General features: G+C 65.7%; 19 protein-coding genes. 13 read left to right on the top strand and 6 right to left on the bottom strand.

What is annotated here, in order from left to right; genetic code table 11:
• The first annotated feature begins 41 nt into the window (after positions 1-41).
• From uvrA to J2X42_RS08220, 13 genes are all read left to right on the top strand, one after another.
• A complete protein-coding gene (uvrA, locus tag J2X42_RS08280; RefSeq protein ID WP_310164081.1) occupies positions 42-2,969 on the top strand; it encodes an excinuclease ABC subunit UvrA in 2,928 nt (975 codons plus the stop codon).
• 102 nt (positions 2,970-3,071) lie between these two features.
• Positions 3,072-3,788, top strand: a complete 717-nt coding sequence (locus tag J2X42_RS08275; RefSeq protein WP_310164079.1) for an HAD hydrolase-like protein — start codon at positions 3,072-3,074, stop codon at positions 3,786-3,788.
• Positions 3,775-4,443, top strand: a complete 669-nt coding sequence (locus J2X42_RS08270) for a lysophospholipid acyltransferase family protein (RefSeq protein ID WP_310164077.1) — start codon at positions 3,775-3,777, stop codon at positions 4,441-4,443. Before J2X42_RS08275 ends, J2X42_RS08270 begins: the two co-directional genes overlap by 14 nt.
• Positions 4,444-4,496: 53 nt before the next feature.
• Positions 4,497-6,503 (top strand): excinuclease ABC subunit UvrC, encoded by a 2,007-nt coding sequence (gene uvrC / locus J2X42_RS08265; protein WP_310164075.1) that lies wholly within the window; start codon positions 4,497-4,499, stop codon positions 6,501-6,503.
• Between the two features lie 71 nt (positions 6,504-6,574).
• The gene (gene rapZ, locus J2X42_RS08260) at positions 6,575-7,498 is read left to right on the top strand and encodes an RNase adapter RapZ (RefSeq protein WP_131132930.1); all 924 of its coding nucleotides are present in this window, start codon (positions 6,575-6,577) and stop codon (positions 7,496-7,498) included.
• Positions 7,498-8,517, top strand: a complete 1,020-nt coding sequence (gene yvcK, locus J2X42_RS08255; protein WP_310164071.1) for a uridine diphosphate-N-acetylglucosamine-binding protein YvcK — start codon at positions 7,498-7,500, stop codon at positions 8,515-8,517. Before rapZ ends, yvcK begins: the two co-directional genes overlap by 1 nt.
• A gap of 9 nt (positions 8,518-8,526) precedes the next feature.
• Positions 8,527-9,507 carry a DNA-binding protein WhiA gene (gene whiA / locus J2X42_RS08250; protein WP_066284919.1) on the top strand — a complete coding sequence of 327 codons (981 nt, stop codon included), beginning with the start codon at positions 8,527-8,529 and terminating at the stop codon, positions 9,505-9,507.
• Between the two features lie 135 nt (positions 9,508-9,642).
• A complete protein-coding gene (locus J2X42_RS08245; RefSeq protein ID WP_310164066.1) occupies positions 9,643-10,269 on the top strand; it encodes a superoxide dismutase in 627 nt (208 codons plus the stop codon).
• 262 nt (positions 10,270-10,531) lie between these two features.
• A complete protein-coding gene (gene gap / locus J2X42_RS08240; RefSeq protein WP_131132933.1) occupies positions 10,532-11,542 on the top strand; it encodes a type I glyceraldehyde-3-phosphate dehydrogenase in 1,011 nt (336 codons plus the stop codon).
• Between the two features lie 10 nt (positions 11,543-11,552).
• Positions 11,553-12,779: a phosphoglycerate kinase gene (locus J2X42_RS08235; RefSeq protein ID WP_310164060.1), complete on the top strand. Its 1,227-nt coding sequence runs from the start codon at positions 11,553-11,555 to the stop codon at positions 12,777-12,779.
• Positions 12,780-12,882: 103 nt separating this feature from the next.
• Entirely contained in the window at positions 12,883-13,698 is an 816-nt protein-coding gene (gene tpiA / locus J2X42_RS08230; protein ID WP_310164058.1) for a triose-phosphate isomerase, read from the top strand.
• 50 nt (positions 13,699-13,748) lie between these two features.
• Positions 13,749-14,006, top strand: coding sequence for a preprotein translocase subunit SecG (gene secG, locus J2X42_RS08225; protein WP_131132936.1), 258 nt, complete (start codon positions 13,749-13,751; stop codon positions 14,004-14,006).
• 112 nt (positions 14,007-14,118) lie between these two features.
• Positions 14,119-14,514, top strand: a complete 396-nt coding sequence (locus J2X42_RS08220; RefSeq protein ID WP_310164055.1) for an RNA polymerase-binding protein RbpA — start codon at positions 14,119-14,121, stop codon at positions 14,512-14,514.
• Here J2X42_RS08220 and pgl read toward each other — a convergent pair.
• From pgl to tkt, 6 genes are read right to left on the bottom strand one after another with little or no spacing between them, the layout of a single operon-like run.
• Positions 14,467-15,285 carry a 6-phosphogluconolactonase gene (gene pgl / locus J2X42_RS08215; RefSeq protein ID WP_131132938.1) on the bottom strand — a complete coding sequence of 273 codons (819 nt, stop codon included), beginning with the start codon at positions 15,283-15,285 and terminating at the stop codon, positions 14,467-14,469. The two genes, J2X42_RS08220 and pgl, sit on opposite strands and share 48 nt — an antisense overlap.
• Complete coding sequence (locus tag J2X42_RS08210; RefSeq protein ID WP_310164050.1) at positions 15,275-16,216, bottom strand: glucose-6-phosphate dehydrogenase assembly protein OpcA; 942 nt, start codon at positions 16,214-16,216, stop codon at positions 15,275-15,277. Before J2X42_RS08210 ends, pgl begins: the two co-directional genes overlap by 11 nt.
• The gene (gene zwf, locus J2X42_RS08205; RefSeq protein WP_310164047.1) at positions 16,213-17,784 is read right to left on the bottom strand and encodes a glucose-6-phosphate dehydrogenase; all 1,572 of its coding nucleotides are present in this window, start codon (positions 17,782-17,784) and stop codon (positions 16,213-16,215) included. The genes J2X42_RS08210 and zwf overlap by 4 nt, the downstream gene beginning before the upstream one ends.
• Before the next feature lie 15 nt (positions 17,785-17,799).
• A complete protein-coding gene (locus J2X42_RS08200) occupies positions 17,800-19,434 on the bottom strand; it encodes a glucose-6-phosphate isomerase (protein WP_310164044.1) in 1,635 nt (544 codons plus the stop codon).
• 5 nt (positions 19,435-19,439) lie between these two features.
• Complete coding sequence (tal, locus tag J2X42_RS08195; RefSeq protein WP_310164040.1) at positions 19,440-20,555, bottom strand: transaldolase; 1,116 nt, start codon at positions 20,553-20,555, stop codon at positions 19,440-19,442.
• A 23-nt stretch (positions 20,556-20,578) separates the two neighbouring features.
• Complete coding sequence (gene tkt, locus J2X42_RS08190) at positions 20,579-22,696, bottom strand: transketolase (protein WP_310164037.1); 2,118 nt, start codon at positions 22,694-22,696, stop codon at positions 20,579-20,581.
• Positions 22,697-23,116: the final 420 nt, after the last annotated feature.

Below are 23,116 nucleotides of genomic sequence, written 5' to 3'. Positions count from 1 at the left end.
GCACGTGGATATTCGAAGAAGTTTTCGATTAGCATTAGTGGGTGCCTAAAGCCGTAGCTGAAGAATCAGCAGTCGTGTCCGTTCCCGCCACTCCCGAAAAGTCCCTCGCAAAGCCTGCGCGCCCGGACCTCTCCCGCCTGGTGGTGAAGGGCGCGCGCGAACACAACCTGCGCAACGTGGACCTCGATCTTCCCCGCGACGCCATGATCGTGTTCACGGGCCTGTCAGGCTCGGGCAAGTCATCCCTCGCGTTTGACACCATCTTCGCCGAAGGCCAGCGCCGCTACGTTGAATCGCTGTCTGCCTACGCCCGGCAGTTCCTGGGGCAGGTGGACAAACCCGATGTGGACTTCATCGAAGGACTGTCACCAGCCGTCTCCATCGACCAGAAATCCACCAGCAAGAACCCACGGTCCACCGTGGGCACCATCACCGAAATCTATGACTACATGCGCCTCCTGTGGGCCAGGGTCGGGCGTCCGCACTGCCCGGTCTGCGGCGAGCCGGTAGCCAAGCAGACACCGCAGCAGATCGTGGACCAGCTGCTGGAACTCGACGAAGGCACCCGGTTCCAGGTGCTGGCCCCGGTGGTCCGCGGACGCAAGGGCGAATTCGTGGACCTCTTCAAGGAGCTGACGGCCAAGGGCTACTCGCGGGCGCGGGTGGACGGTGAGCTGGTCCAGCTCAGCGACGCCCCCAAGCTGGGCAAACAGTTCAAGCACACCATCGAGGTGGTCGTGGACCGGCTGGTGGTCAAGGAAGGCATCAGCCAGCGCCTGACCGATTCCATCGAAACAGCCCTCGGCCTCGCCGAAGGACGTGTGCTGGCAGAGTTCGTGGACCTTGACGCCGACGACCCCGGCCGGCTGCGGGCTTTCTCCGAAAACCTCGCCTGCCCCAACGAGCACCCGCTCGCCATCGACGAGATCGAACCCCGCTCCTTCTCCTTCAACAATCCCTTTGGGGCCTGCGCGGCCTGCAGCGGCATCGGCACGCGGCTTGAAGTCGACGAGGAACTGATCGTCCCCAACCCGGAACTTTCGCTCGCCGAAGGTGCCATCGCCCCGTGGTCACTGGGTACGGCCACCACCGAGTACTGGAACAGGCTGCTGGAAGGCCTCGCCAAGGAACTGGGCTTCTCCATGACAACCCCATGGGAAAAGCTGGGCAACGACGTCCGCCAGACGGTCCTGCACGGCAAGGACCACAAAGTGGTGGTCCAGTACAAGAACCGCTTCGGGCGGGAACGCAAATACAGCACCGGCTTCGAAGGCGCCATCCAGTACGTCCACCGGAAGCACGGCGAAACCGACTCGGACTGGGCCCGCGACCGCTACGAAGAGTACATGCGGCAGATCCCCTGCCCCGCCTGCAACGGGGCCCGGCTCAACCCCGCCTCCCTCTCCGTCCTCATCAACGGCAAGTCCATCGCCGACGTCGCCGCCCTCCCGATGCGCGACTGCGCGGACTTCCTGAACAACCTGGTGCTGACGGGCCGTGAGGCACAGATCGCCCACCAGGTCCTCAAGGAAATCCAGGCCCGGCTGACCTTCCTGTTGGACGTCGGCCTGGAGTACCTGAACCTTGAGCGCCCGTCCGCCACCCTGTCCGGCGGCGAAGCGCAGCGCATCCGGCTGGCCACCCAGATCGGGTCGGGCCTCGTGGGTGTGCTGTACGTGCTGGACGAGCCCTCCATCGGGCTGCACCAGCGGGATAACCGCCGCCTGATCGAAACCCTCACCCGGCTGCGGGACATGGGCAACACGCTCATCGTGGTTGAACACGACGAGGACACCATCCACGTGGCGGACTGGATCGTGGATATTGGTCCCGGCGCCGGCGAGCACGGCGGACAGGTGGTGCACTCCGGTTCCTACCAGGACCTGCTCAAGAACACCGCGTCCCTGACCGGAGACTACCTGTCAGGCCGCAAGCAGATCGAGATCCCCAAGAAGCGGCGCAAGTATGACAAGAAGCGTGAGCTGAAGGTCGTCGGCGCCCGCGAGAACAACCTCGTGAATGTGGACGCCGCCTTCCCGCTGGGCCTGTTCACGGCCGTGACCGGCGTCAGCGGATCAGGAAAGTCCACCCTGGTCAACGAAATCCTCTACAAGGTGCTTGCCAACAAGCTCAACGGCGCCAAGCAGGTGGCCGGCCGGCACAAGCTTATCCAGGGGCTCGAGCACCTCGACAAGGTGGTCCACGTGGACCAGAGCCCCATCGGCCGCACACCGCGGTCCAACCCGGCCACCTACACCGGCGTCTTCGACAACATCCGCAAACTCTTCGCGGAAACCACCGAAGCGAAGGTCCGCGGTTACCTCCCGGGCAGGTTCTCCTTCAACGTCAAGGGCGGACGCTGCGAAGCCTGCTCCGGCGACGGCACGCTGAAGATCGAAATGAACTTCCTGCCGGACGTCTACGTGCCCTGCGAAGTGTGCCACGGTGCCCGGTACAACCGGGAAACGCTGGAGGTCCACTACAAGGGAAAGACCATCGCCGATGTCCTGAACATGCCCATCGAGGAAGGCGCGGAGTTCTTTGCCGCCTTCTCACCCATCGCCCGGCACTTGAACACGCTCGTGGACGTCGGCCTGGGCTATGTCCGGCTGGGGCAGCCGGCAACCACACTGTCCGGCGGCGAGGCCCAGCGCGTCAAGCTGGCGGCGGAACTGCAGAAACGCTCCAACGGGCGCAGCGTCTACGTACTCGACGAGCCCACCACCGGCCTGCACTTCGAGGACATCCGCAAGCTCCTCATGGTGCTGCAGGGACTCGTGGACAAAGGCAACACCGTCATCACCATCGAGCACAACCTGGACGTCATCAAGAGTGCCGACTGGATCGTGGACCTTGGACCGAACGGCGGCTCGGGCGGCGGCCAGATCGTGGCCACCGGAACGCCGGAACAGGTGGCAAACTCGACCGAAAGCCACACGGCGGCCTTCCTCGCCGAAATTCTGGGCTAGCGACGGCGGCACCGGCCCGAAGCATTCCGGAAGTCTTCCCGAAGTATTCCCCGACGGGTATGCGAGTTTCAGGCTGGACAGGTGTCGTGAGAAACTAAGCCGGTGACTCAAACAACAGTGCCCGTGATCTTCGACCTGGACGGCACTCTTGTCGATCCGGCCGGTGGGATAACAGACGGAATCGCTTCGGCCCTCCGGGAGTTGGGACTCCCAGTTCCCAGCCAGGATCTCCTTGACGCGATGATCGGCCCAAAGCTGAGCGATGCGCTCCTGACCGTGGCGCAGGTTCCGGCCGGGCGGATTGATGAGGTCATCGCCATCTACCGGCGTTACTACCTGGCCCAGGGCATCGCCCAGGGCCGGCTCTACCCCGGAATCCTGGATGTGCTGGACATCTTCGCCGCCGCAGGCCGGCCCGTGGCCGTAGCCACCCAGAAACCGCAGGGCCTGGCACGGATTGTCCTTGAGCACCACGGCATTGCCGGCAAGTTCAGCTTCATCAGGGGTTCGGCCGACGATGAGTCCGCGGCCGCTGCAGGTCCCGTGGGAAAAACCGGGATCATCGCCGCGGCGCTCGGCGACCTGGCAACCCAGCACGCCGTGATGGTGGGCGACCGGGCGCAGGACGTGGCAGGTGCCATCGCCAACGGCCTGGACTGCATCGGCGTAAGTTGGGGGTTCGCTCCCGACGGCGAGCTAGACGATGCGGGGGCAGTCGCCGTCGTGGACACCGCCCCGGACCTGGTGGCGGCGATCGAACGGCTGGAAGCCATCCACGCCGCGGCAATGAGCGAGGTGCACAACGATGGCACTGTTTGAGGCAGTCCGCTGGACATTCCGCGGGCTCGTCGCGGGCAGCTGCCGGCCAACCGTCGTCGGCCTTGAAAACGTCCCAAAAGAGGGGCCCTTCATTGTGGCGCCGAACCACCTCTCCTTCTTTGACAGCGTCATTGTCCAGGCACTGATGCCCCGGCCCGTGGCCTTCTTCGCCAAAGCCGAGTACTTCACCACGGGTGGCGTCAAGGGAAAGGTCATGAAGTCTTTCTTCGAGTCCGTGGGTTCCATTCCGGTGGAGCGCGGGGAGCAGGCTGCAAGCGTGCAGGCGCTCAAAACCCTCATGGACATCCTGGAGGCCGGCAAGGGCATCGGCATCTACCCTGAGGGCACACGGTCGCGGGACGGCATCCTCTACCGCGGCCGCACCGGCGTGGGCTGGCTTGCCCTGGCAACCGGAGCCCCTGTGGTCCCCGTCGGCCTGATCGGCACGGAGAACCTGCAGCCGGCGGGGGAGAAGGGGTTCAAGCCCCATCACTTCACCATGAAGGTCGGCGAGCCGCTCTACTTCGACAAGACCGGGCCGGACCACTCCCTGCCCGCCCGCCGCGAGGTGACGGACCGCATCATGGATGCCATCGCCGAACTGAGCGGGCAGGAACGCTCCACCAGCTACAACCAGAGCAAAGCAGCCGAGTAGCCAGTCGGGGGCAGGTGGCACTAGCCGCCGCCCCGCCTCAGTAGACTGGATAGGTGGCAAATCCAGCAAGTTACCGGCCCCAAACGGGAGAAATTCCCACCAACCCGGGGGTCTACAGGTTCCGCGACCCCCACGGCCGGGTCATCTACGTCGGCAAGGCCAAAAGCCTCCGCTCCCGGCTGAACTCGTACTTCGCGAACCCGGCCGGCCTGCTGCCCAAGACCTACGCCATGGTGCACGCGGCCTCCAGCGTCGAGTGGACCGTGGTGGCCAGCGAGCTGGAGTCGCTGCAGCTCGAATACACCTGGATCAAGGAGTTCAAGCCGCGCTTCAACGTGGTCTTCCGTGACGACAAAACGTACCCGTACCTGGCCCTCACCATGAGCGAAAAGCTGCCCAGGGTCCAGGTGATGCGTGGCGACAGGCGCAAGGGCACACGCTACTTCGGCCCCTATACCGCCGGCGCGATCCGGGAAACGATGGATACGCTGCTGCGCGTTTTTCCCGTGCGCAGCTGTTCGTCGGGCGTCCTCAAGAGGGCCCAGGCCAGCGGCCGGCCCTGCCTCCTGGGATACATCGACAAATGCTCGGCGCCCTGCGTGGGCCGGATCTCCCCGGAGGACCACCGCGCGCTGGCTGAGGATTTCTGCGCCTTTATGGGCGGCGAAGCCAAACGCTTCATCTCCCGGCTGGAAAAGGAAATGTCGGGGGCCGTGGCCGAGCTCGACTACGAGCGCGCCGCACGCCTGCGTGATGACATCGCCGCCCTGCGCAAGGTCTTCGAACGGAACGCCGTTGTGCTTGCCGAGGACACGGACGCGGACGTCTTCGCCCTCCACGAGGACGAGCTCGAAGCCGCCGTACAGGTCTTCCATGTCAGGGGCGGGCGGGTCCGTGGCCAGCGTGGCTGGGTAGTCGAAAAGGTCGAGGATTCCACCCCTCCGGACCTCGTGGAACACCTGCTCCAGCAGGTCTATGGCGAGGACGGGGACAGCCACGGCCGGCTCCCGCGGGAGGTGCTGGTCCCCGTCGTCCCGAGCAACCACACCGAACTGACGCAATGGCTGGGCGGTCTGCGGGGCGCGAAAGTCGACATTCGGGTCCCGCAGCGCGGCGACAAGGCGGCACTGATGTCCACTGTCCGCGAAAACGCCGAGCAAGCACTCAAACTGCACAAGACCCGCCGCGCCGGTGACCTCACCGTCCGCTCCCAGGCCCTCCAGGAACTCCAGGAAGCACTGGATCTGCCCGTGGCGCTCATGCGCATCGAATGCTACGACGTCTCCCACGTCCAGGGCACCAACGTCGTGGCGTCCATGGTGGTGGTGGAGGACGGCCTGCCCAAGAAGTCCGACTACCGCAAGTTTTCCGTCACCGGCGCCGCTGCCACCGACGACACCGCCGCCATGCACGACGTCCTGACAAGGCGCTTCCGGCACTACCTGACGGACAAAACGGCCCAGGTGGAAGCATCCGCCCTTGCCGGGCACCAGGCTGCCCTGAACGCCGCCGCTGACGCGGCGGTGCTTGATACCACCACCCCCGCTCCGCGGGCAAAGTTCGCCTACCCGCCCAACCTGGTGGTGGTCGACGGCGGCAAGCCCCAGGTCAATGCGGCCGCCCGCGCCCTCGCCGACCTCGGCATCGACGACGTGTACGTCGTGGGCCTCGCCAAACGCCTGGAGGAGGTCTGGCTGCCGGACAGCGACTTCCCGGTGATCCTGCCCAGGACATCCGCGGGACTCTACCTGCTGCAGCGCATCCGCGATGAGGCCCACCGCTTTGCCATCACCTTCCACCGCCAGAAGCGCGGAAAAGCCATGACCGTCTCCGCCCTGGACGGCGTGCCCGGGCTGGGGGAGTCCAAGCGCAAGGCGCTGCTGGACCACTTCGGAACGCTCAAGGGGATCAGGGCGGCCTCGGTGGAGCAGCTCTCGGAAGCAAAGGGCATCGGCCCGGCGCTGGCCGCCGCCATCGTGGCCCACTTCAGCTCCGACGCCGAGACCACGGAACTGGTCCCCGCCGTGAACATGACCACCGGCGAAATCCTCGAAACTTAGCTAGGGTAAAGGTCGGGGATTCCGCGGTTGCGGCTCCCCGCCAACTTGAGGACAGGAACGGGGCGGAATCAATGGCAGACTCGACGGCGGGATCCGGGACGGAGCAGGACGGGCTGACGCCGGTCAAGCCCCTCGAAGCGGAGCTGCTGGTGGTCACCGGAATGTCCGGGGCGGGGCGCAGCACGGCTTCGGACGCACTCGAGGACCACGGCTGGTACGTCGTGGAGAACCTCCCGCCGCAGATGCTGGGCACCCTCGCGGAGCTGGTGTCGCATGCGCCGCAGTCCATCCCCCGGCTGGCTGTGGTGATGGACGTCCGCAGCAAGGGGCTGTTCGCGGATATCCGCGCCGCCCTCGGCGCGCTGGCCGCCAGTGGAGTCACGTTCCGGGTGCTGTTCCTGGACGCAAACGACGACGTCCTGGTCCGCCGCTTCGAGCAGGGCCGCCGGCCGCACCCCCTCCAGGAGGGCGGCCGGATCCTGGACGGCATAGCAGCCGAGCGCGAACTGCTGAAGGAACTGCGGGAAAGCGCCGACGTCGTCCTGGACACGTCCACCTACAACGTCCATGGCCTGGCGACGGCCATCACCGAACTCTTCAGCGAAACCGGCCCGGTGGCGCTGCGGCTCAACGTCATGAGCTTCGGCTTCAAATACGGCCTTCCCGTCGATTCCAACTACGTGGCCGACGTCCGCTTCATCCCGAACCCGCACTGGGTGCCCCAGCTGCGCCCGCATACCGGCCTGGACAAGGACGTCAGCGACTACGTGCTGGAGGCCGAAGGAGTCAAGAATTTCGTGGACCGCTACGTCCTGGCCCTGGAACCTGTCCTGGACGGCTACCGCCGCGAAAACAAGCACTACGCCACGATCGCCGTGGGCTGCACCGGTGGGAAACACCGGTCGGTGGCTGTCGCCGTCGAGCTTTCCAAGAAACTGGCCCAATATCCCAGGGTCACCGTGACAACCACCCACCGGGACCTGGGCCGCGAGTAATGGGGTTGCTTACCGGCCCGCTGCCGCTGGTTCCGCCGTCGGCAGGAACGGGGGCCAGCCAGCAGGACAAGGGCCCCTCCGTCGTGGCGCTCGGGGGCGGCCACGGCCTGTCCGCTTCGCTGTCTGCCCTGCGGCTGCTGACCTCCGAACTCACCGCGATCGTCACTGTGGCGGACGACGGCGGCTCTTCCGGGCGCCTGCGCGAGGAGTACGGGGTGTTGCCGCCGGGGGATCTGCGCATGGCACTGTCAGCCCTGTGTGACGACACCGACTGGGGCCGCACGTGGCGCGACGTGATGCAGCACCGCTTCCAGCCCGGCAAGGGCCGCGGCGGGTCACTGGACGAACACGCCATGGGGAACCTGCTCATCGTCACGCTGTGGGAATTGCTGGGCGACGCCGTCGCCGGCCTGAAATGGGCCGGCGCGCTGCTCGGCGCACGCGGCCAGGTCCTGCCGATGTCCACCGTGCCCCTCACCATTGAAGGCGACATCCGCGTCACGGCCCCGGACGGCACGTCTGCCCTGCAGACCATCCGCGGCCAGGCCCGCTGTGCCGTGGCCGGGTCGCTGGAACACGTCCGGCTGCTGCCCGAAGCCGCGCCCGCCTGCATTGAAGCCCTGACCGCCATAGAGCTGGCCGACTGGGTCATCCTCGGGCCCGGATCCTGGTACACCTCAGTGCTGCCTCACCTGCTGCTGCCCGAAATGAGGCAAGCCCTGTGCGATACGGCCGCCAAGCGATGCCTCACAATGAACCTGGCAACTGACACCAAGGAGACGTCCGGCATGAGCGCCGCGGACCACCTCCATGCCCTGCGAAAATACGCCCCGGACTTCAGCGTCGACGTCGTGCTCGCCGATCCGGCCTCCGTCCCGGACCGGCAGGAGTTCGAAAAGGCCGCGGGGATGCTCGGGGCCGAGGTTGTCTTGGGTAAAGTAGGGGCGTCGGGCCGCCGACCCGTCCATGACCCTTTGCGTCTGGCAACGGCGTACCACGACATTTTTGGGAACAGTTAGGAAGGTGCCATGGCACTGACAGCATCAGTCAAGGAAGAACTGTCCCGTCTGGACATCAAGAAATCCTCGGTCCGCAAGGCCGAAGTCTCTGCGATGCTCCGGTTCGCCGGCGGCCTGCACATCATCTCGGGCCGGATCGTGATCGAGGCCGAAGTGGACCTGGCGTCCACGGCGCGGCGGCTCCGGGCCGCCATCGCGGAGGTCTATGGACACCAGAGCGAGATCATCGTTGTTTCCGGCGGCGGGCTCCGCAAGGGCAGCCGCTACGTAGTCCGGGTGGTGCGCGACGGCGAAGCGCTGGCCCGGCAGACCGGCCTCCTGGACGGCCGCGGCCGTCCCGTCCGGGGCCTCCCGTCCGCCGTCGTCAACGGCTCCGCAGCGGACGCGGAAGCTGTGTGGCGGGGCGCCTTCCTCTCGCACGGCTCCCTCACGGAGCCCGGCAGGTCCTCCTCCCTGGAAGTGACGTGCCCCGGACCCGAATCGGCGCTGGCGCTGGTCGGCGCGGCCCGGCGGCTTGGCATCCAGGCCAAGGCGCGAGAAGTTCGGGGTGTAGACCGCGTGGTGATCCGCGACGGCGACACCATCGCCGCCCTCCTCACCCGGATGGGTGCACACGACGCATTGATGGTCTGGGAGGAACGCCGGATGCGCAAGGAAGTCCGGGCCACCGCCAACCGGCTGGCCAACTTCGACGACGCCAACCTCAGGCGCTCGGCCCAGGCTGCCGTGGCCGCCGGCGCGCGCGTGGACCGTGCCCTGGAGATCCTTGGGGACGACGTCCCGGACCACCTCAAATACGCGGGCGAACTCCGCGTCGCGCACAAGCAGGCCAGCCTGGACGAGCTCGGCCGGCTGGCTGACCCGGTCATGACCAAGGACGCCATCGCCGGCCGGATCCGGCGGTTGCTGGCCATGGCCGACAAACGCGCCCTTGACCTGGGCATCCCCGGTACCGACGCCAATGTGACGCCGGAAATGCTGGACGAGTAGCAGCCCCCTAGAATCAAGACCATGTGACGGAAATGCTCCATCTCCGCCGCAGCAATCTTCCGGGTGCCAGCCATCCGGATGCGCAATCGACAGAGTTACCAACCGGACAGACAGTCCACGACAATGGAGGATTTTGTGACCGAGTACGTATTGCCTGAACTCAGCTACGACTACGCCGCCCTTGAGCCGCACATTTCTGCGCGCATCATGGAGCTGCACCACAGCAAGCACCACGCTGCCTATGTTGCAGGTGCCAACAACGCCCTGGCCCAGCTGGCCGAGGCGCGCGACAAGGGCGACTTCGCCAACATCAACCGGCTTTCCAAGGACCTCGCGTTCCACACCGGCGGCCACATCAACCACTCGGTGTTCTGGAACAACCTTTCTCCGGACGGCGGCGACAAGCCCGAGGGCGAGCTGGCTGCGGCCATCGACGACGCCTTCGGTTCGTTTGACGCCTTCCGTGCCCAGTTCAGCGCCGCGGCCCTCGGCCTGCAGGGCTCCGGCTGGGGTTTCCTGGCGTACGAGCCCATCGGCGGCAACCTGGTCATCGAGCAGCTCTACGACCAGCAGGGCAACGTCGCGCTGGGCACCACCCCGCTGCTGATGCTGGACATGTGGGAGCACGCCTTCTACCTGGACTACGTCAACGTCAAGGCCGACTACGTCAAGGCGTTCTGGAACATCGTCAACTGGGCCGATGTCGCCAAGCGGTTCGAAGCAGCACGCACCAACGCCACGGGACTCATCACCCTCCCGTAGTGACCGGCGCAACATGTGCCTGTAACAAACTTCACATTTCGGCGCTTTAGGGCCGGAATGTGGAAGGTCCGCCCCCGCACTTGCGGGGGCGGACCTACTTAAACGTAAGATGGGTCACGGAAGGCGGTTAGCCTTCAGCAACGTGGCTGGTCGCCCTCCAATCTGTTAATCATCTCTGCCCAATGGCGTGCGGGATCTGTTAGTTGGCTTGAACGCCCGCTCAACTAGTTGTGCTTAAGCAAGCACCAAGGAGACTGAAAAAGTGACGACCCGTATTGGTATCAACGGCTTTGGCCGTATCGGCCGCAACTACTTCCGCGCAGCACTCGCACAGGGTGCTGACCTCGAGATCGTTGCAGTCAACGACCTCACCAGCCCGGAGGCCCTCGCCCACCTGCTCAAGTACGACTCCGTCGGCGGCCGCCTGAAGGAAACCGTTGAAGTCAAGGACGGAAACATCGTTGTCAACGGCAACGTCATCAAGGTCCTCGCCGAGCGCGATCCGGCCAACCTGCCGTGGGGCGAGCTGGGCGTGGACATCGTCATCGAGTCCACCGGCTTCTTCACCAAGGCTGCAGCCGCGCAGAAGCACATCGACGCAGGCGCCAAGAAGGTCTTGATCTCCGCACCGGCATCCGACGAGGACATCACCATCGTCATGGGTGTCAACCACGAGCTCTACGACTCCGCAGCGCACCACATCATTTCCAACGCATCCTGCACCACCAACTGCCTCGGCCCGCTGGCCAAGGTCATCAACGACGAATTCGGCATCGAGCGCGGCCTGATGACCACGGTCCACGCCTACACGGCCGACCAGAACCTGCAGGACGGCCCGCACAACGACCTCCGCCGCGCACGCGCCGCCGCCATCAACATGGTCCCCACCTCCACCGGTGCGGCCAAGGCCATCGGCCTGGTCCTGCCGGAGCTCAAGGGCAAGCTTGACGGCTACGCCATCCGCGTACCGGTCCCCACCGGCTCCGCCACCGACCTCACCGTCACGGTCGGCCGCGAAACCACGGTTGAGGAAGTCAACGCAGCACTGAAGAAGGCTGCCGACTCCGACGCCTTCCAGGGCATCCTCACCTACACGGACGCTCCGATCGTCTCCTCGGACATCGTTGGCGACCCCGCGTCGTCGATCTTCGACTCCGGCCTGACCAAGGTCATCGGCAACCAGGTCAAGGTTGTTTCCTGGTATGACAACGAATGGGGCTACTCCAACCGCCTCGTGGACCTGACGGAGCTCGTCGCATCCAAGCTGGGCTAGGGTTAGACACATGACATTTCACACCCTCAACGAACTGATCGCTGAAGGTGTCCGCGGGCGGTACATTCTTGTCAGAAGTGACCTGAATGTGCCGCTCGACGGCTCTACAGTGACTGACGACGGCCGCATCAAGGCCTCACTTCCAGTCCTGACGAAGCTCACGGACGCCGGTGCCCGCGTGCTGGTAACAGCCCACCTCGGACGGCCCAAGGGCGCTCCGGAGGAGAAATACTCCCTCAAGCCTGCCGCTGGCCGGCTGGCTGAGCTCGCCCCGTTCAGCGTCGCCCTTGCCGGGGACACTGTCGGCAGCTCCGCCAAGGAACTCGCGGCCTCGCTGCAGGACGGCCAGGTACTTGTCCTGGAAAACGTCCGCTTTGACGCCCGCGAGACCAGCAAGGACGACGCCGAACGCGGCGCCTTCGCCGACGAGCTGGTGGCCCTGACCGGGGACAACGGTGCCTTTGTTGATGATGCCTTCGGTGCGGTGCACCGCAAGCACGCCAGCGTGTACGACGTCGCCACCCGGCTGCCGTCCTACCAGGGCGACCTCGTGCACACCGAAGTGGAGGTGCTGCGCAAGCTCACGGCAGACACCCAGCGTCCCTACGTTGTGGTGCTTGGCGGCTCCAAAGTCTCCGACAAACTGGCTGTCATCGACAACCTCATTGGCAAGGCTGACACCATCCTGGTGGGCGGCGGCATGCTGTTCACGTTCCTCGCGGCGGAAGGCCACAAAGTGGCCGGCAGCCTCCTCGAGGACGACCAGATCCCCGTTGTCCAGGATTACCTGAAGCGCGCTGCCGACGCCGGTACCGAGTTCGTTGTGCCCACCGACATCGTGGTGGCCAGCAAGTTCGCCGCTGACGCTGACGCCGAGACCGTCCCCGCGGACGGCATCGAGGGCAGCAGCTTCGGCGCCCAGGGCATTGGCCTGGACATCGGACCCGATTCAGCCGCCGCATTTGCGGACCGGATCAAGGGCGCCAAAACCGTGTTCTGGAACGGCCCCATGGGCGTCTTCGAATTCGAGGCGTTCTCCGGCGGTACCCGGGCAGTGGCACAGGCCCTGACCGAAGCCGACGCGTTCACCGTGGTGGGCGGCGGGGACTCAGCTGCCGCCGTGCGGACGCTTGGTTTCTCCGACGACCAGTTCGGTCACATTTCCACCGGCGGCGGCGCCAGCCTGGAGTACCTCGAAGGCAAGGACCTTCCCGGACTGACCGTCCTGGACCGCTAGGCACACCGACAGCCAAGCACCTGGACTGCCAAGTCCTCCGGCCGGCAGGGAGCCCGCGGGCTCCCTGCCGGCCGAATACATCCTCAGAACTTTTGGAGAATACGTGACTACGTCAACGAACGGCACTTTTGACCGTACGCCCTTCATCGCAGGCAACTGGAAGATGAACATGGACCATGTCCAGGGCATCACCCTCCTGCAGAAACTGGCCTGGACCCTGTCTGACGCCAAGCACGACTACAGCCGGGTCGAGGTTGCTGTCTTCCCTCCGTTCACGGACCTCCGCGGCGTGCAGACGCTCGTGCAGGGAGATGAGCTCGACGTGGCCTACGGCGGCCAGGACCTGTCCCAGTTCGATTCCGGAGCCTACACGGGCGACATCTCGGGCCAGTTCCTCGGCAAGCTCGGCTGCAAGTACGTGCTGGTGGGCCACAGCGAACGCCGGACCATCCACAACGAGTCCGACGAAGTCCTCAACGCCAAGGTCAAGGCGGCTTACAAGCACGGAATTGTCCCCGTGCTCTGCGTCGGCGAAGGCCTCGAAATCCGCCAGGCCGGCACCCACGTCGAGCACACCCTGGTGCAGCTCCGCGCGGGCGTTGCCGGCCTGACACCCGAACAGGCCGCCGAGCTTGTTGTGGCGTACGAGCCCGTCTGGGCCATCGGCACCGGCGAGGTCGCTGGTCCGGAAGACGCCCAGGAGCTGTGCGCCGCCATCCGCACCGAACTGGCTGCCATCTTCGGCGACGACGTCGCAGCCAGGACCCGGCTGCTCTACGGCGGCTCCGTCAAGGCCAGCAACGTTGCCGCCATTCTCAAGGAACGTGACGTCGACGGCGTGTTGGTGGGCGGCGCAAGCCTCGACCCCGCGGAGTTTGCTAATATTGTCAGGTTCGAGAGTCACCTGCTGACGGACTAGTCCGCCACGCAGAGCAAGGCTCCCGCATTCAAATCTTCTGAAAGGCCGTCGTGGACGTTCTTCATGTCATTCTGCAGATCCTCCTGGGCATCACCAGCCTTCTGCTGACGCTGCTTATCCTCCTGCATAAGGGACGGGGCGGCGGCCTGTCAGACATGTTCGGTGGCGGCATGAGCTCCGGGCTGAGTTCCTCCGGCGTTGCTGAACGGAACCTGAACAGGTTTACGGTGATCCTGGGCGTGACGTGGGGCGTTGTCATCATCGCCCTTGGCCTCATCATGCGGTTCAGCGGTTCGGGCGACTCCTGACCCTGCAGAACTGATCCCCGCCCGGCACTGCCGCCAGGGGAAACTCCGAACTAAACTGTGGCTGTTGGCTCCCAACAGCCACAGTTTGCTTTTAAGCGGTCAGGAGTCCCCGATGGTACACAGTGCTTCAGGCTTCCGCGGCACCCGTGTGGGTGTCACGGAGGGAGCCGGCCCCAGGCACCAGTCCGAAGATCTTCACGGCGAGAGTCTGCCGCGCATCCGCGTCACCTACTGGTGCGCCAAAGGACACGAGACGAGCCCGGTGTTCATCAAGCTGCCGGAAGACCAGATCCCGGTGCTGTGGGATTGCCGCAGGTGCGGCGCCCCGGCGTCCAGGGACGGCAGGGAAGCTGCGGGCATGGACGCCCCGGACGAGGGCTACAAAAGCCATCTGGAATACGTTAAAGAAAGGCGCTCCGACCAGGACGCTGAAGACGTCCTGGCCGGAGCGCTGGAAAAGCTACGCGCCCGCGGCGTCCTTTCGGACGAGCTGCTGCGGGACCCGTGAGGCCGCGTTCTCGTCGATAAGCCACAAGGTGCGTGAAGTGCCCCGCGGACCTGCCGCAGGAACCTGGACCGGGTTGGCGCCCGCAAGGGCAAGGCCCACGGCACCGGCCTTGTCCTCACCTGCCACCACCATCCAGACCTCAGCCGCGGTGTTGATGGCCGGCAGCGTCAGCGATACACGCAGCGGCGGTGGCTTGGGGGAGTTGTGCACACCGACGACGGTCAGCGACTTCTCCCGGATGCCTCCCTGCTCCGGAAACAGCGACGCCACATGGGCATCGGGGCCGACGCCCAGCAGGACAACATCGAGGCGCGGAAGGATGCCCGCTTCGTCCGGGCGGTCATCCGACATGTCGGCAGCGTGTTCGGCCTCGGCTGCTTCCCGGAGACGGCGCGCGTAGTCCTCTGCGGCCTCCTCCGGTGTCTCAAAGTCGTCCGAGGACCCCGGCTGGTTGATCCTGGCGGGATCAACAGGAATGTGCGAGAGCAGGGCATCAAACGCCTGCTTGGTGTTCCGGTCGGCGTCGTTGGCGCCGATGAAGCGCTCGTCACCCCACCAGAAGTTCACCTTTGACCAGTTGACAGCCGGCGCCGCCGGAGAGTCAGCAACAGCCTTCAGCGTACCGATGCCTACGGTGCCGCCGGTCAGCACCACCGTGGCCTCACCGTACTTGTCCTGCACATCCACCAGTTTGGTGATCAGGCGGGCCGCGATGGCAGCCATCAGGACGGACGAATCAGGATGAATGCTTACTCTTGGCTCAACGCTCACTGGGTCGGACGCTCCTTAGATTGGTTCGTGGCAGTCCAATAGTAATCACTTCTCCGAAGACCTCGTCGGGGTCGAGCCGGCGGAGTTCTTCGGCGAGGCAGTCGCGGAGGCTGCGCCGTGGCAGGGAGATACGTTGGGCGGGTTGTCCTGGCTGGGTGAGTTCCGCTACGGAGAGTCCCGGGCGGAAGAGCTGCACGTCGCCGCCGGGGCGGGAGAGCCGGACACGGCGGATGCCGGTCCCGGCGGGGTCCGCCACGATCGTGACGGGCGCGTCCAGGGACAGCGTGAGCCAGGCCGCGAGCAGGATCGTGCTGGGGGAGTCGGAGGCGCCTTCGACGGCGACGGCGGTCACCGGGGAGGAATCCACCTGGTCCAGGACCGCTGCGAGCTGGATCCGCCAGTTGGTCAGCCGGGTCCAGGCGAGGTCGGTGTCGCCGGCCTTGTACGTGGAGCGGATGTTCTCCAGCGCGGCCTGCGGGTCGGACTCGTTCGCCGAGTCCGTGATCCGGCGGTGCGCGATCCTGCCGATGGAGGTCTCGCACGCGTTCTCCGGGGCCCCGTGCGGCCACCAGGCCACGATCGGGGCGTCCGGCAGCAGCAGCGCCGCGACCAAGGACTCGGACTCGTGCGCGAGCTCGCCGTAGCCGCGGAGCACGATGACTTCCGAGGCGCCGGCGTCCCCGCCGACCCGGATCTGCGCGTCGAGCCGGTCCGGGGCGTCCTTTCCGGCGTCGGCGAGGACGATGATCCGGCAGGGGTGCTCGCGGCTGGCCTCGTTCGCGGCCTCGATCGCTTCTTCCTCGAGCCCGGACTTGGTCACGACCACCAGGGTCAGGACCCGGCCCAGCGCAATCACGCCGCCCTGCTCACGCAGCGACATGATCTTCTTGGAGATCTTCGAGGTAGTGGTATCCGGCAAATCTACAATCATGGCCTTCTCCAGGTTCGTCCGTCACGGGCCAGCAGCTCATCAGCGCTGGCGGGGCCCCAGGACCCCGGCGCGTAGGGTTCGGGCTGTTCGTTCAGTTCGGCCCAGTAATCCTCGAACGGGTCCAGGATCTTCCAGGACAGTTCCACTTCCTCGTGCCGCGGGAACAGCGGCGGCTCACCGAGCAGGACGTCCAGGATCAGCCGCTCATACGCCTCCGGGGACGACTCGGTGAACGAGTGCCCGTACCCGAAGTCCATGGTCACGTCGCGGACTTCCATCTGCGTGCCCGGGACCTTGGACCCGAACCGGATCGTCACACCCTCATCGGGCTGGACCCGGATGACCACCGCGTTCTGGCCGAAATCATCCTCGCTGTGGTCACGGAACAACAGGTTCGGTGCCCGCTTGAACACCACCGCGATTTCGGTCACCCGCCGGCCCAGCCGCTTGCCCGCACGCAGGTAAAACGGAACCCCTGCCCAGCGCCGGGTGTGGATGTCCACCCGGATCGCCGCGAACGTCTCGGTCGTGGAATCGGCCGGGATGCCGTCCTCTTCCAGGTAGCCCTGGACCTGTTCCCCGCCCTGCCAGCCGCCGGCGAACTGCCCCCGCGCTGAATGCGTGGACAGGTCCTCCGGAAGCTTCACCGCGGCCAGGACCTTTTCCTTCTCCGCCCGCAGGTCATCGGCGTTAAAGGAAATGGGTTCCTCCATCGCGGTCAGCGCCAGCAGCTGGAGCAGGTGGTTCTGGATCACGTCACGGGCAGCACCCACACCGTCGTAATACCCCGCCCGGCCGCCAGTGCCGATGTCCTCGGCCATCGTGATCTGGACATGGTCCACATAGTTCGCGTTCCACAACGGCTCGAACAGCTGGTTCGCGAAACGCAAAGCCAGGATGTTCTGCACCGTCTCCTTACCCAGGTAATGATCGATCCGGAACACAGCGTCCGGCGGGAACACCGATTCCACAATGTCATTCAGCGCCCGGGCCGACTCCAGGTCATGCCCGAACGGCTTCTCGATCACCACCCGCCGCCACTTCTCCCCATCAGCCTGCGCCAGGCCATGCTTGGAGAGCTGCCGGCAGACCTGCTCGAAGGCCTTCGGCGGAATCGAGAGGTAGAACGCGTGGTTGCCCCGCGTCCCGCGCTCCTCATCCAGGGCCGCAATCGTGTCACCCAGACGCTCAAAAGCGTCATCGTCGTCGAACTCGCCCTGGACAAACCGGACACCCTCGGACAGCTGGTTCCACACGGCCTCATCAAAAGGCGTCCGCGCGTAGGCCTGCACCGAGGACTTCACCTCCGCGGCGAAATCCTCATCACTCCAGGCCCGCCGCCCGAACCCGACCAGCGCGAAACTGGGCGGCAACAGGCCACGGTTGGCAAGGTCATACACGGCCGGCATGAGCTTCTTACGGGCAAGGTCACCGGTCACTCCGAAAAGCACCAACGACGACGGACCGGCAATCCGGTTCAAACGGCGATCACGAGGATCCCGCAGCGGATTCCGCCCTGATTTTCCGGAACGGGACCCGGAGGCCCTGCCGTATTCGGTTTCTGGCATGGTTGCTGTTGTGCCTTAGCTTTCAGTGACGGACGCTGACCGGGCGGCAAGCGCTGCAATGATCTCCTGCAGCTGTGCCACGCCGGTGGCGCGCTCGGTCAGGTGCAGACGCAGGACGGGCCGTCCGTGCCCGGCCAGGACCTGGGCATCGCCGGCGGCCTGGGCGGAAATCAGTTCCCCGAAGGTGAACGGACGGTCCGGGATGGACAGGTCTTCCGCGGGAGCCGCCGTGACCTGGAGGAAGACTCCAATCGCGGGGCCGCCCTTGTGGAACTGGCCGGTGGAGTGCAGGAAGCGCGGACCCCAGCCGAAGGTGACAGGGCGGCCGCTCACTGCTGCGAGCTCGTCCCGGACGCCCTCCAGCTGCGCAAACGCGAGGCGGTCGAAGTATGCCTGGACGCTGAGGTAGCTGTCGGACTCGAGAGTACCCAGCAGAGCACGGACGGCTTCTTCAGTCGTGGCCGCTCCGCCAAGCCAGTCTCCGCCGCGGACCTCGATGGCGCCGTCCACAAAAGCGGCCGGCGTCGGCTCGGGCTGTGCGTCGAGCAGGCCCCGGGCGGCGACCTTGGCGGCCTCCACGTCCGGCTGGTCGAACGGGTTGATGCCGAGCAGGCGTCCGGCCACGGCGGTGGCGAACTCCCACACCATCATCTGGGTGGCAAGGCCGCCGGCGATGGCAACTTCGTTTTCACCGAGCTCGACGTCGGCATCGGCAGCTACCAGCCGCACCACCAGGACGTCAGCCGCGCCGGAGGTGACCTCCGGAGAGGCGGGTCCGGCGACGACCGGCAGGACGCCGGTGCCGAGCTTGCCGGTGGATTCCGCGATGAGCTGTTCGGCCCAGTCAGCGAAGCCCACGATGCCGGAACCGTCCTCGGCGATGACAATCTTGTTGCGCAGCGGGCTGGTTCCGCCGAGGGCGGTTCCGAGGGCCAGGCCGATGTTCTCGGCGGCGTCGTCGTTGAGGATTTCGGCGGCTTCCTCAGCTTCATCCAGGAAGGCCTGGATGTCCACGCCGGCCAGGCCGGAGGGGACCAGGCCGAAGGCGGTGAGCGCCGAGTAGCGCCCGCCGACGTTGGGGTCCGCGTTGAAGACGGCACGGTAGCCGGCTTCGCGGGAGGCCTTGTCCAGCGGGGAACCGGGATCGGTGACGATGATGATGCGGCTCTTTGCGTCAAGTCCGGCCTCGGTGAAGGCGTGCTCGAAGATCCGGCGCTGCGAATCGGTTTCCAGGGTGGAGCCGGACTTGGACGAGACCACAATCGCGGTCTCGGCCAGCCGGTCAGCCAGGGCAACACGGACCTGGTCCGGGTCCGTGCTGTCCAGCACAGTCAGCTCGACGCCAGCGGTGCCGGCGATGACCTCGGGAGCGAGCGAGGAGCCGCCCATGCCGCAAAGCACGATCCGGGTCACGCCTTCTGCCTTGAGGGCATCGCGGAGTTCCAGAATGTCCGCAACCAGGGGCTGGGAGACGGTGGCCGCCTCAACCCAGCCGAGGCGGACAGCCGACTCGGCTTCGGCGTCGGGACCCCACAGTGTGTGGTCCTTGGCGAAAATCCGGGTGGCAATACGGTCCTCCACGAGGGCGGGGAGGTGCTGCTCGAGTGCCTGCTGTGCGGCACCGGTGGCGTCGTAGCTGAGTGTGCTCATGTGGGTTAGGAAGCCTTCCGTGCAGCGGCGAGGGCGCCTTCGACGTCGGCCAGCAGTTCCTTCCAGCTGGCCACGAACTTGTCCAGGCCTTCGGATTCGAGGATCGCGACGACCTCGTTGTAGGAGATGCCCAGCGCGTCCAGCGCGTCCAGTGTGGCGTTGGCCTCGGCGTAGGTGCCGGAAACGGTGTCGCCGGTGACGACGCCGTGGTCGAACGTGGCGTCGAGGGTCTTCTCCGGCATGGTGTTGACCACGCCGGGGGCGACGAGCTCGGTGACGTAAAGGGTGTCCGGGTAAGCCGGGTCCTTCACGCCGGTGGAGGCCCACAGCGGACGCTGCGGCAGGGCGCCGGCTTCGGCCAGCAGGGCCCAGCGCTCGGTGGCGAAGAGCTCTTCGTAGACCTGGTAGGCCAGGCGGGCGTTGGCGACGCCGGCCTTGCCCTTGAGTGCCTTGGCCTCGTCGGTGCCGATGCCGTCGAGGCGCTTGTCGATTTCGGAGTCCACGCGGGAAACGAAGAACGAGGCGACCGAGTGGATCTTGGAGAGGTCGTGGCCGTTTTCCTTGGCCTGCTCCAGGCCGGACTGGAAGGCGTTGATGACCGCGCGGTAACGCTCGAGGGAGAAGATCAGGGTCACGTTGACGCTGATGCCCTCGGCGAGGGTTGCGGTGATCGCTTCCAGGCCTTCGAGGGTTGCCGGGATCTTGATGTGGACGTTGTCCTTGTTGACCTTCTTGTACAGGTGCTTCGCTTCGGCGATGGTGCCGGCGGTGTCCCAGGCAAGGCGGGGGTCAACTTCGATGGACACGCGGCCGTCAACACCCTTGGTCGCGGCGGCGACCGGTGCGAACAGGTCGCAGGCGTCGGCGACGTCGGTGGTGGTGATTTCGAAAATGGTGTCTTCGACGCTGGCACCGGCAGCGGCCTGGGCCGCGATGGTGGCGTCGTAGTCCGTGCCTGAGGTGATGGCGGCGTGGAAGATGGACGGGTTGGTGGTGACACCAACGACGTTCTTCTCTTCGATGAGCTTGCGCAGCGTGCCGGTTTCGAGGCGGCTGCGGGAAAGGTCATCGAGCCAGATGGAAACTCCGGCGTCGGAGAGCTGCTGAGTGGGGGTAGTCATTTTGATATCTCCTGGAATCTGGTTCAGGCCTGCAGGCCAGCGAGGGAGTCCTTGGCGGCGGAGGCGACAGCCTCCGCGGTGATGCCGAACTCCTGGAAAAGGCGCTTGTAGTCAGCGGAAGCGCCGTAGTGCTCGAGGCTGATGGAACGGCCGGCGTCGCCGACGAATTCCCTCCAGCCCAGGGCCAGACCGGCTTCGACGGATACCCGGGCCTTGACGGCGGCGGGGAGCACGGACTCGCGGTAGGCGGCGTCCTGCTTGTTGAACCACTCGACGCACGGCATGGAGACAACGCGGGCGGCGATGCCTTCGGCCTGGAGGGCTTCGCGGGCCTGGACTGCCAGCTGGACCTCTGAGCCGGTGCCGATGAGGATCACGTCGGCGGGAACGGTGGCGCCGTCCTTGGACGCTTCGGCCAGGACGTAGCCGCCCTTCGCGACGCCGGCGACGGAACCGAACGTGTCGCCGTCGGCTGCTCCTTCACCACGGGCGTAGGTGGGGATGTTCTGGCGGGTCAGCACGATGCCGGCCGGGTTTTCGTGGTTCTCCAGCATGGTCTTCCATGCCGCAGCAACCTCATTGGCGTCGCCGGGGCGGACGACGTCCAGGCCCACGATGGCGCGCAGGGAGGCCAGCTGTTCCACCGGCTGGTGGGTGGGGCCGTCTTCGCCCAGGCCGATGGAGTCGTGCGTCCATACGTAGAGCGACGGGACACCCATGAGGGCACCGAGCCGGATCGCCGGACGCTGGTAGTCGGAGAAAATCAGGAACGTTCCGGAGAACGCACGGGTGTTGCCGTGCAGGGCGATGCCGTTCACGATGGAGGCCGCAGCGTGCTCACGGATACCGAAGTGCAGCACCCGGCCGTACGGGTTGCCGGACCAGGCGTCGGTCTGCTTGGAGGCAGGCACGAACGACGGCGAACCCTCGATGGTGGTGTTGTTGGACTCGGCGAGGTCGGCGGAGCCGCCCCAGAGTTCCGGCATGACCGGGCCCAGCGCGTTCAGCACCTTGCCGGACGCGGCACGGGTGGAGACGTCCTTGCCGGCAGGGAATACGGGCAGAGCAGCGTCCAGGCCCTCGGGCAGTTCACGGGCTTCGACGCGCTGCAGGAGCGCTGCGGCTTCCGGGTTGGCTGCCTGCCAGGCGTTGAAGGACTCTTCCCATTCCTTCTTGGCAGCGGCACCGCGGTCCACGACCGAGCGGGCGTGGGCCAGGACTTCCTGGTCAACCTCGAAGGACTTGGCGGGATCAAAGCCCAGGACCTCCTTGAGGCCTGCGACTTCCTCGGCACCCAGTGCGGAACCGTGGATCTTGCCCGTGTTCTGCTTCTTGGGCGCCGGGTAGCCGATGATGGTGCGCAGCGAAATGATGGACGGCTTGGACGTCTCAGCCTTGGCGGCGAGCAGTGCGGAGTACAGCTCCTGCACGTCTTCGACGTATTCGCCGGTCTTGGTCCAGTCAACGCGCTGCGTGTGCCAGCCGTAGGCCTCGTAGCGCTTGAGGACATCCTCGGTGAAGGAGATGTCGGTGTCGTCCTCGATCGAGATGTGGTTCTCATCGTAGACAACCACGAGGTTGCCGAGTTCCTGGTGGCCGGCCAGCGAGGAAGCCTCAGCCGTGACGCCTTCCTGGAGGTCGCCGTCGGACGCTATGACCCAGATGGTGTGGTCAAACGGGCTTTCGCCGGCGGCAGCATCGGCGTCGAACAGGCCGCGCATCCGGCGCTGCGAGTATGCGAACCCGACCGACGACGCCAGGCCCTGGCCCAGCGGGCCGGTGGTGATTTCGACGCCGGCGGTGTGCTTGTACTCGGGGTGGCCCGGGGTCAGTGAGCCCCACGTGCGCAGTGCCTCAAGGTCTTTCAGCTCCAGGCCGTAGCCGGAGAGGAACAGCTGGATGTACAGCGTCAGGGACGTGTGGCCCGGGGACAGGATGAAACGGTCGCGGCCGATCCAGTCAGGATTCCGCGGGTCGTGGCGCATGAGCTTCTGAAAGAGAAGGTATGCGGCAGGCGCGAGGCTCATGGCGGTGCCGGGGTGGCCGTTGCCAACCTTCTCCACGGCGTCTGCGGCCAAAACGCGGACGGTGTCCACCGCGCGCTGGTCCAAGCTGGTCCATGACAGTTCTTGCTCTTCCAAATGTGGCACGAAAACCGGGCCCCTCTCTGTGCTGACGGCAGGCGGTACACGGGATCCGCATGGAGGCACGCTGGGGTGCCCGCTTTGGTGTGTACCAGCCGTTCACCATCGAAACGTTGATCTATCACTCAGCCACAAGCCGAAAGTGGGAATGCGGTTTCCACCGCTTCTTCGCTGCGTGCTGATCTGGTGACAGCTTAGCTCCATTCCAGCAGTTGGGAGGCCCAAATCTCACGTTTTGGACGCAATTTCCCCTTATGTGAATGGGCATTCCGTGAGGTTGAGTTAATCTGCTCGAATCGCCCCCCGAGCGATCACCAGGGCCTATTGGCGGGGCTTCTGTTACAAATGCGCACGGTATGATATTTGGAGGCTGACGCCGGGTAGCCGTGCTCCTCAAGGGGTTCACGGGGGACCAAA

The organism is Arthrobacter sp. BE255, from assembly GCF_031457335.1.
GTDB lineage: Bacteria > Actinomycetota > Actinomycetes > Actinomycetales > Micrococcaceae > Arthrobacter.
The sequence above is the reverse complement of the archived record's forward strand: the minus strand, read 5'-3'. Positions and strand labels throughout refer to the sequence as shown.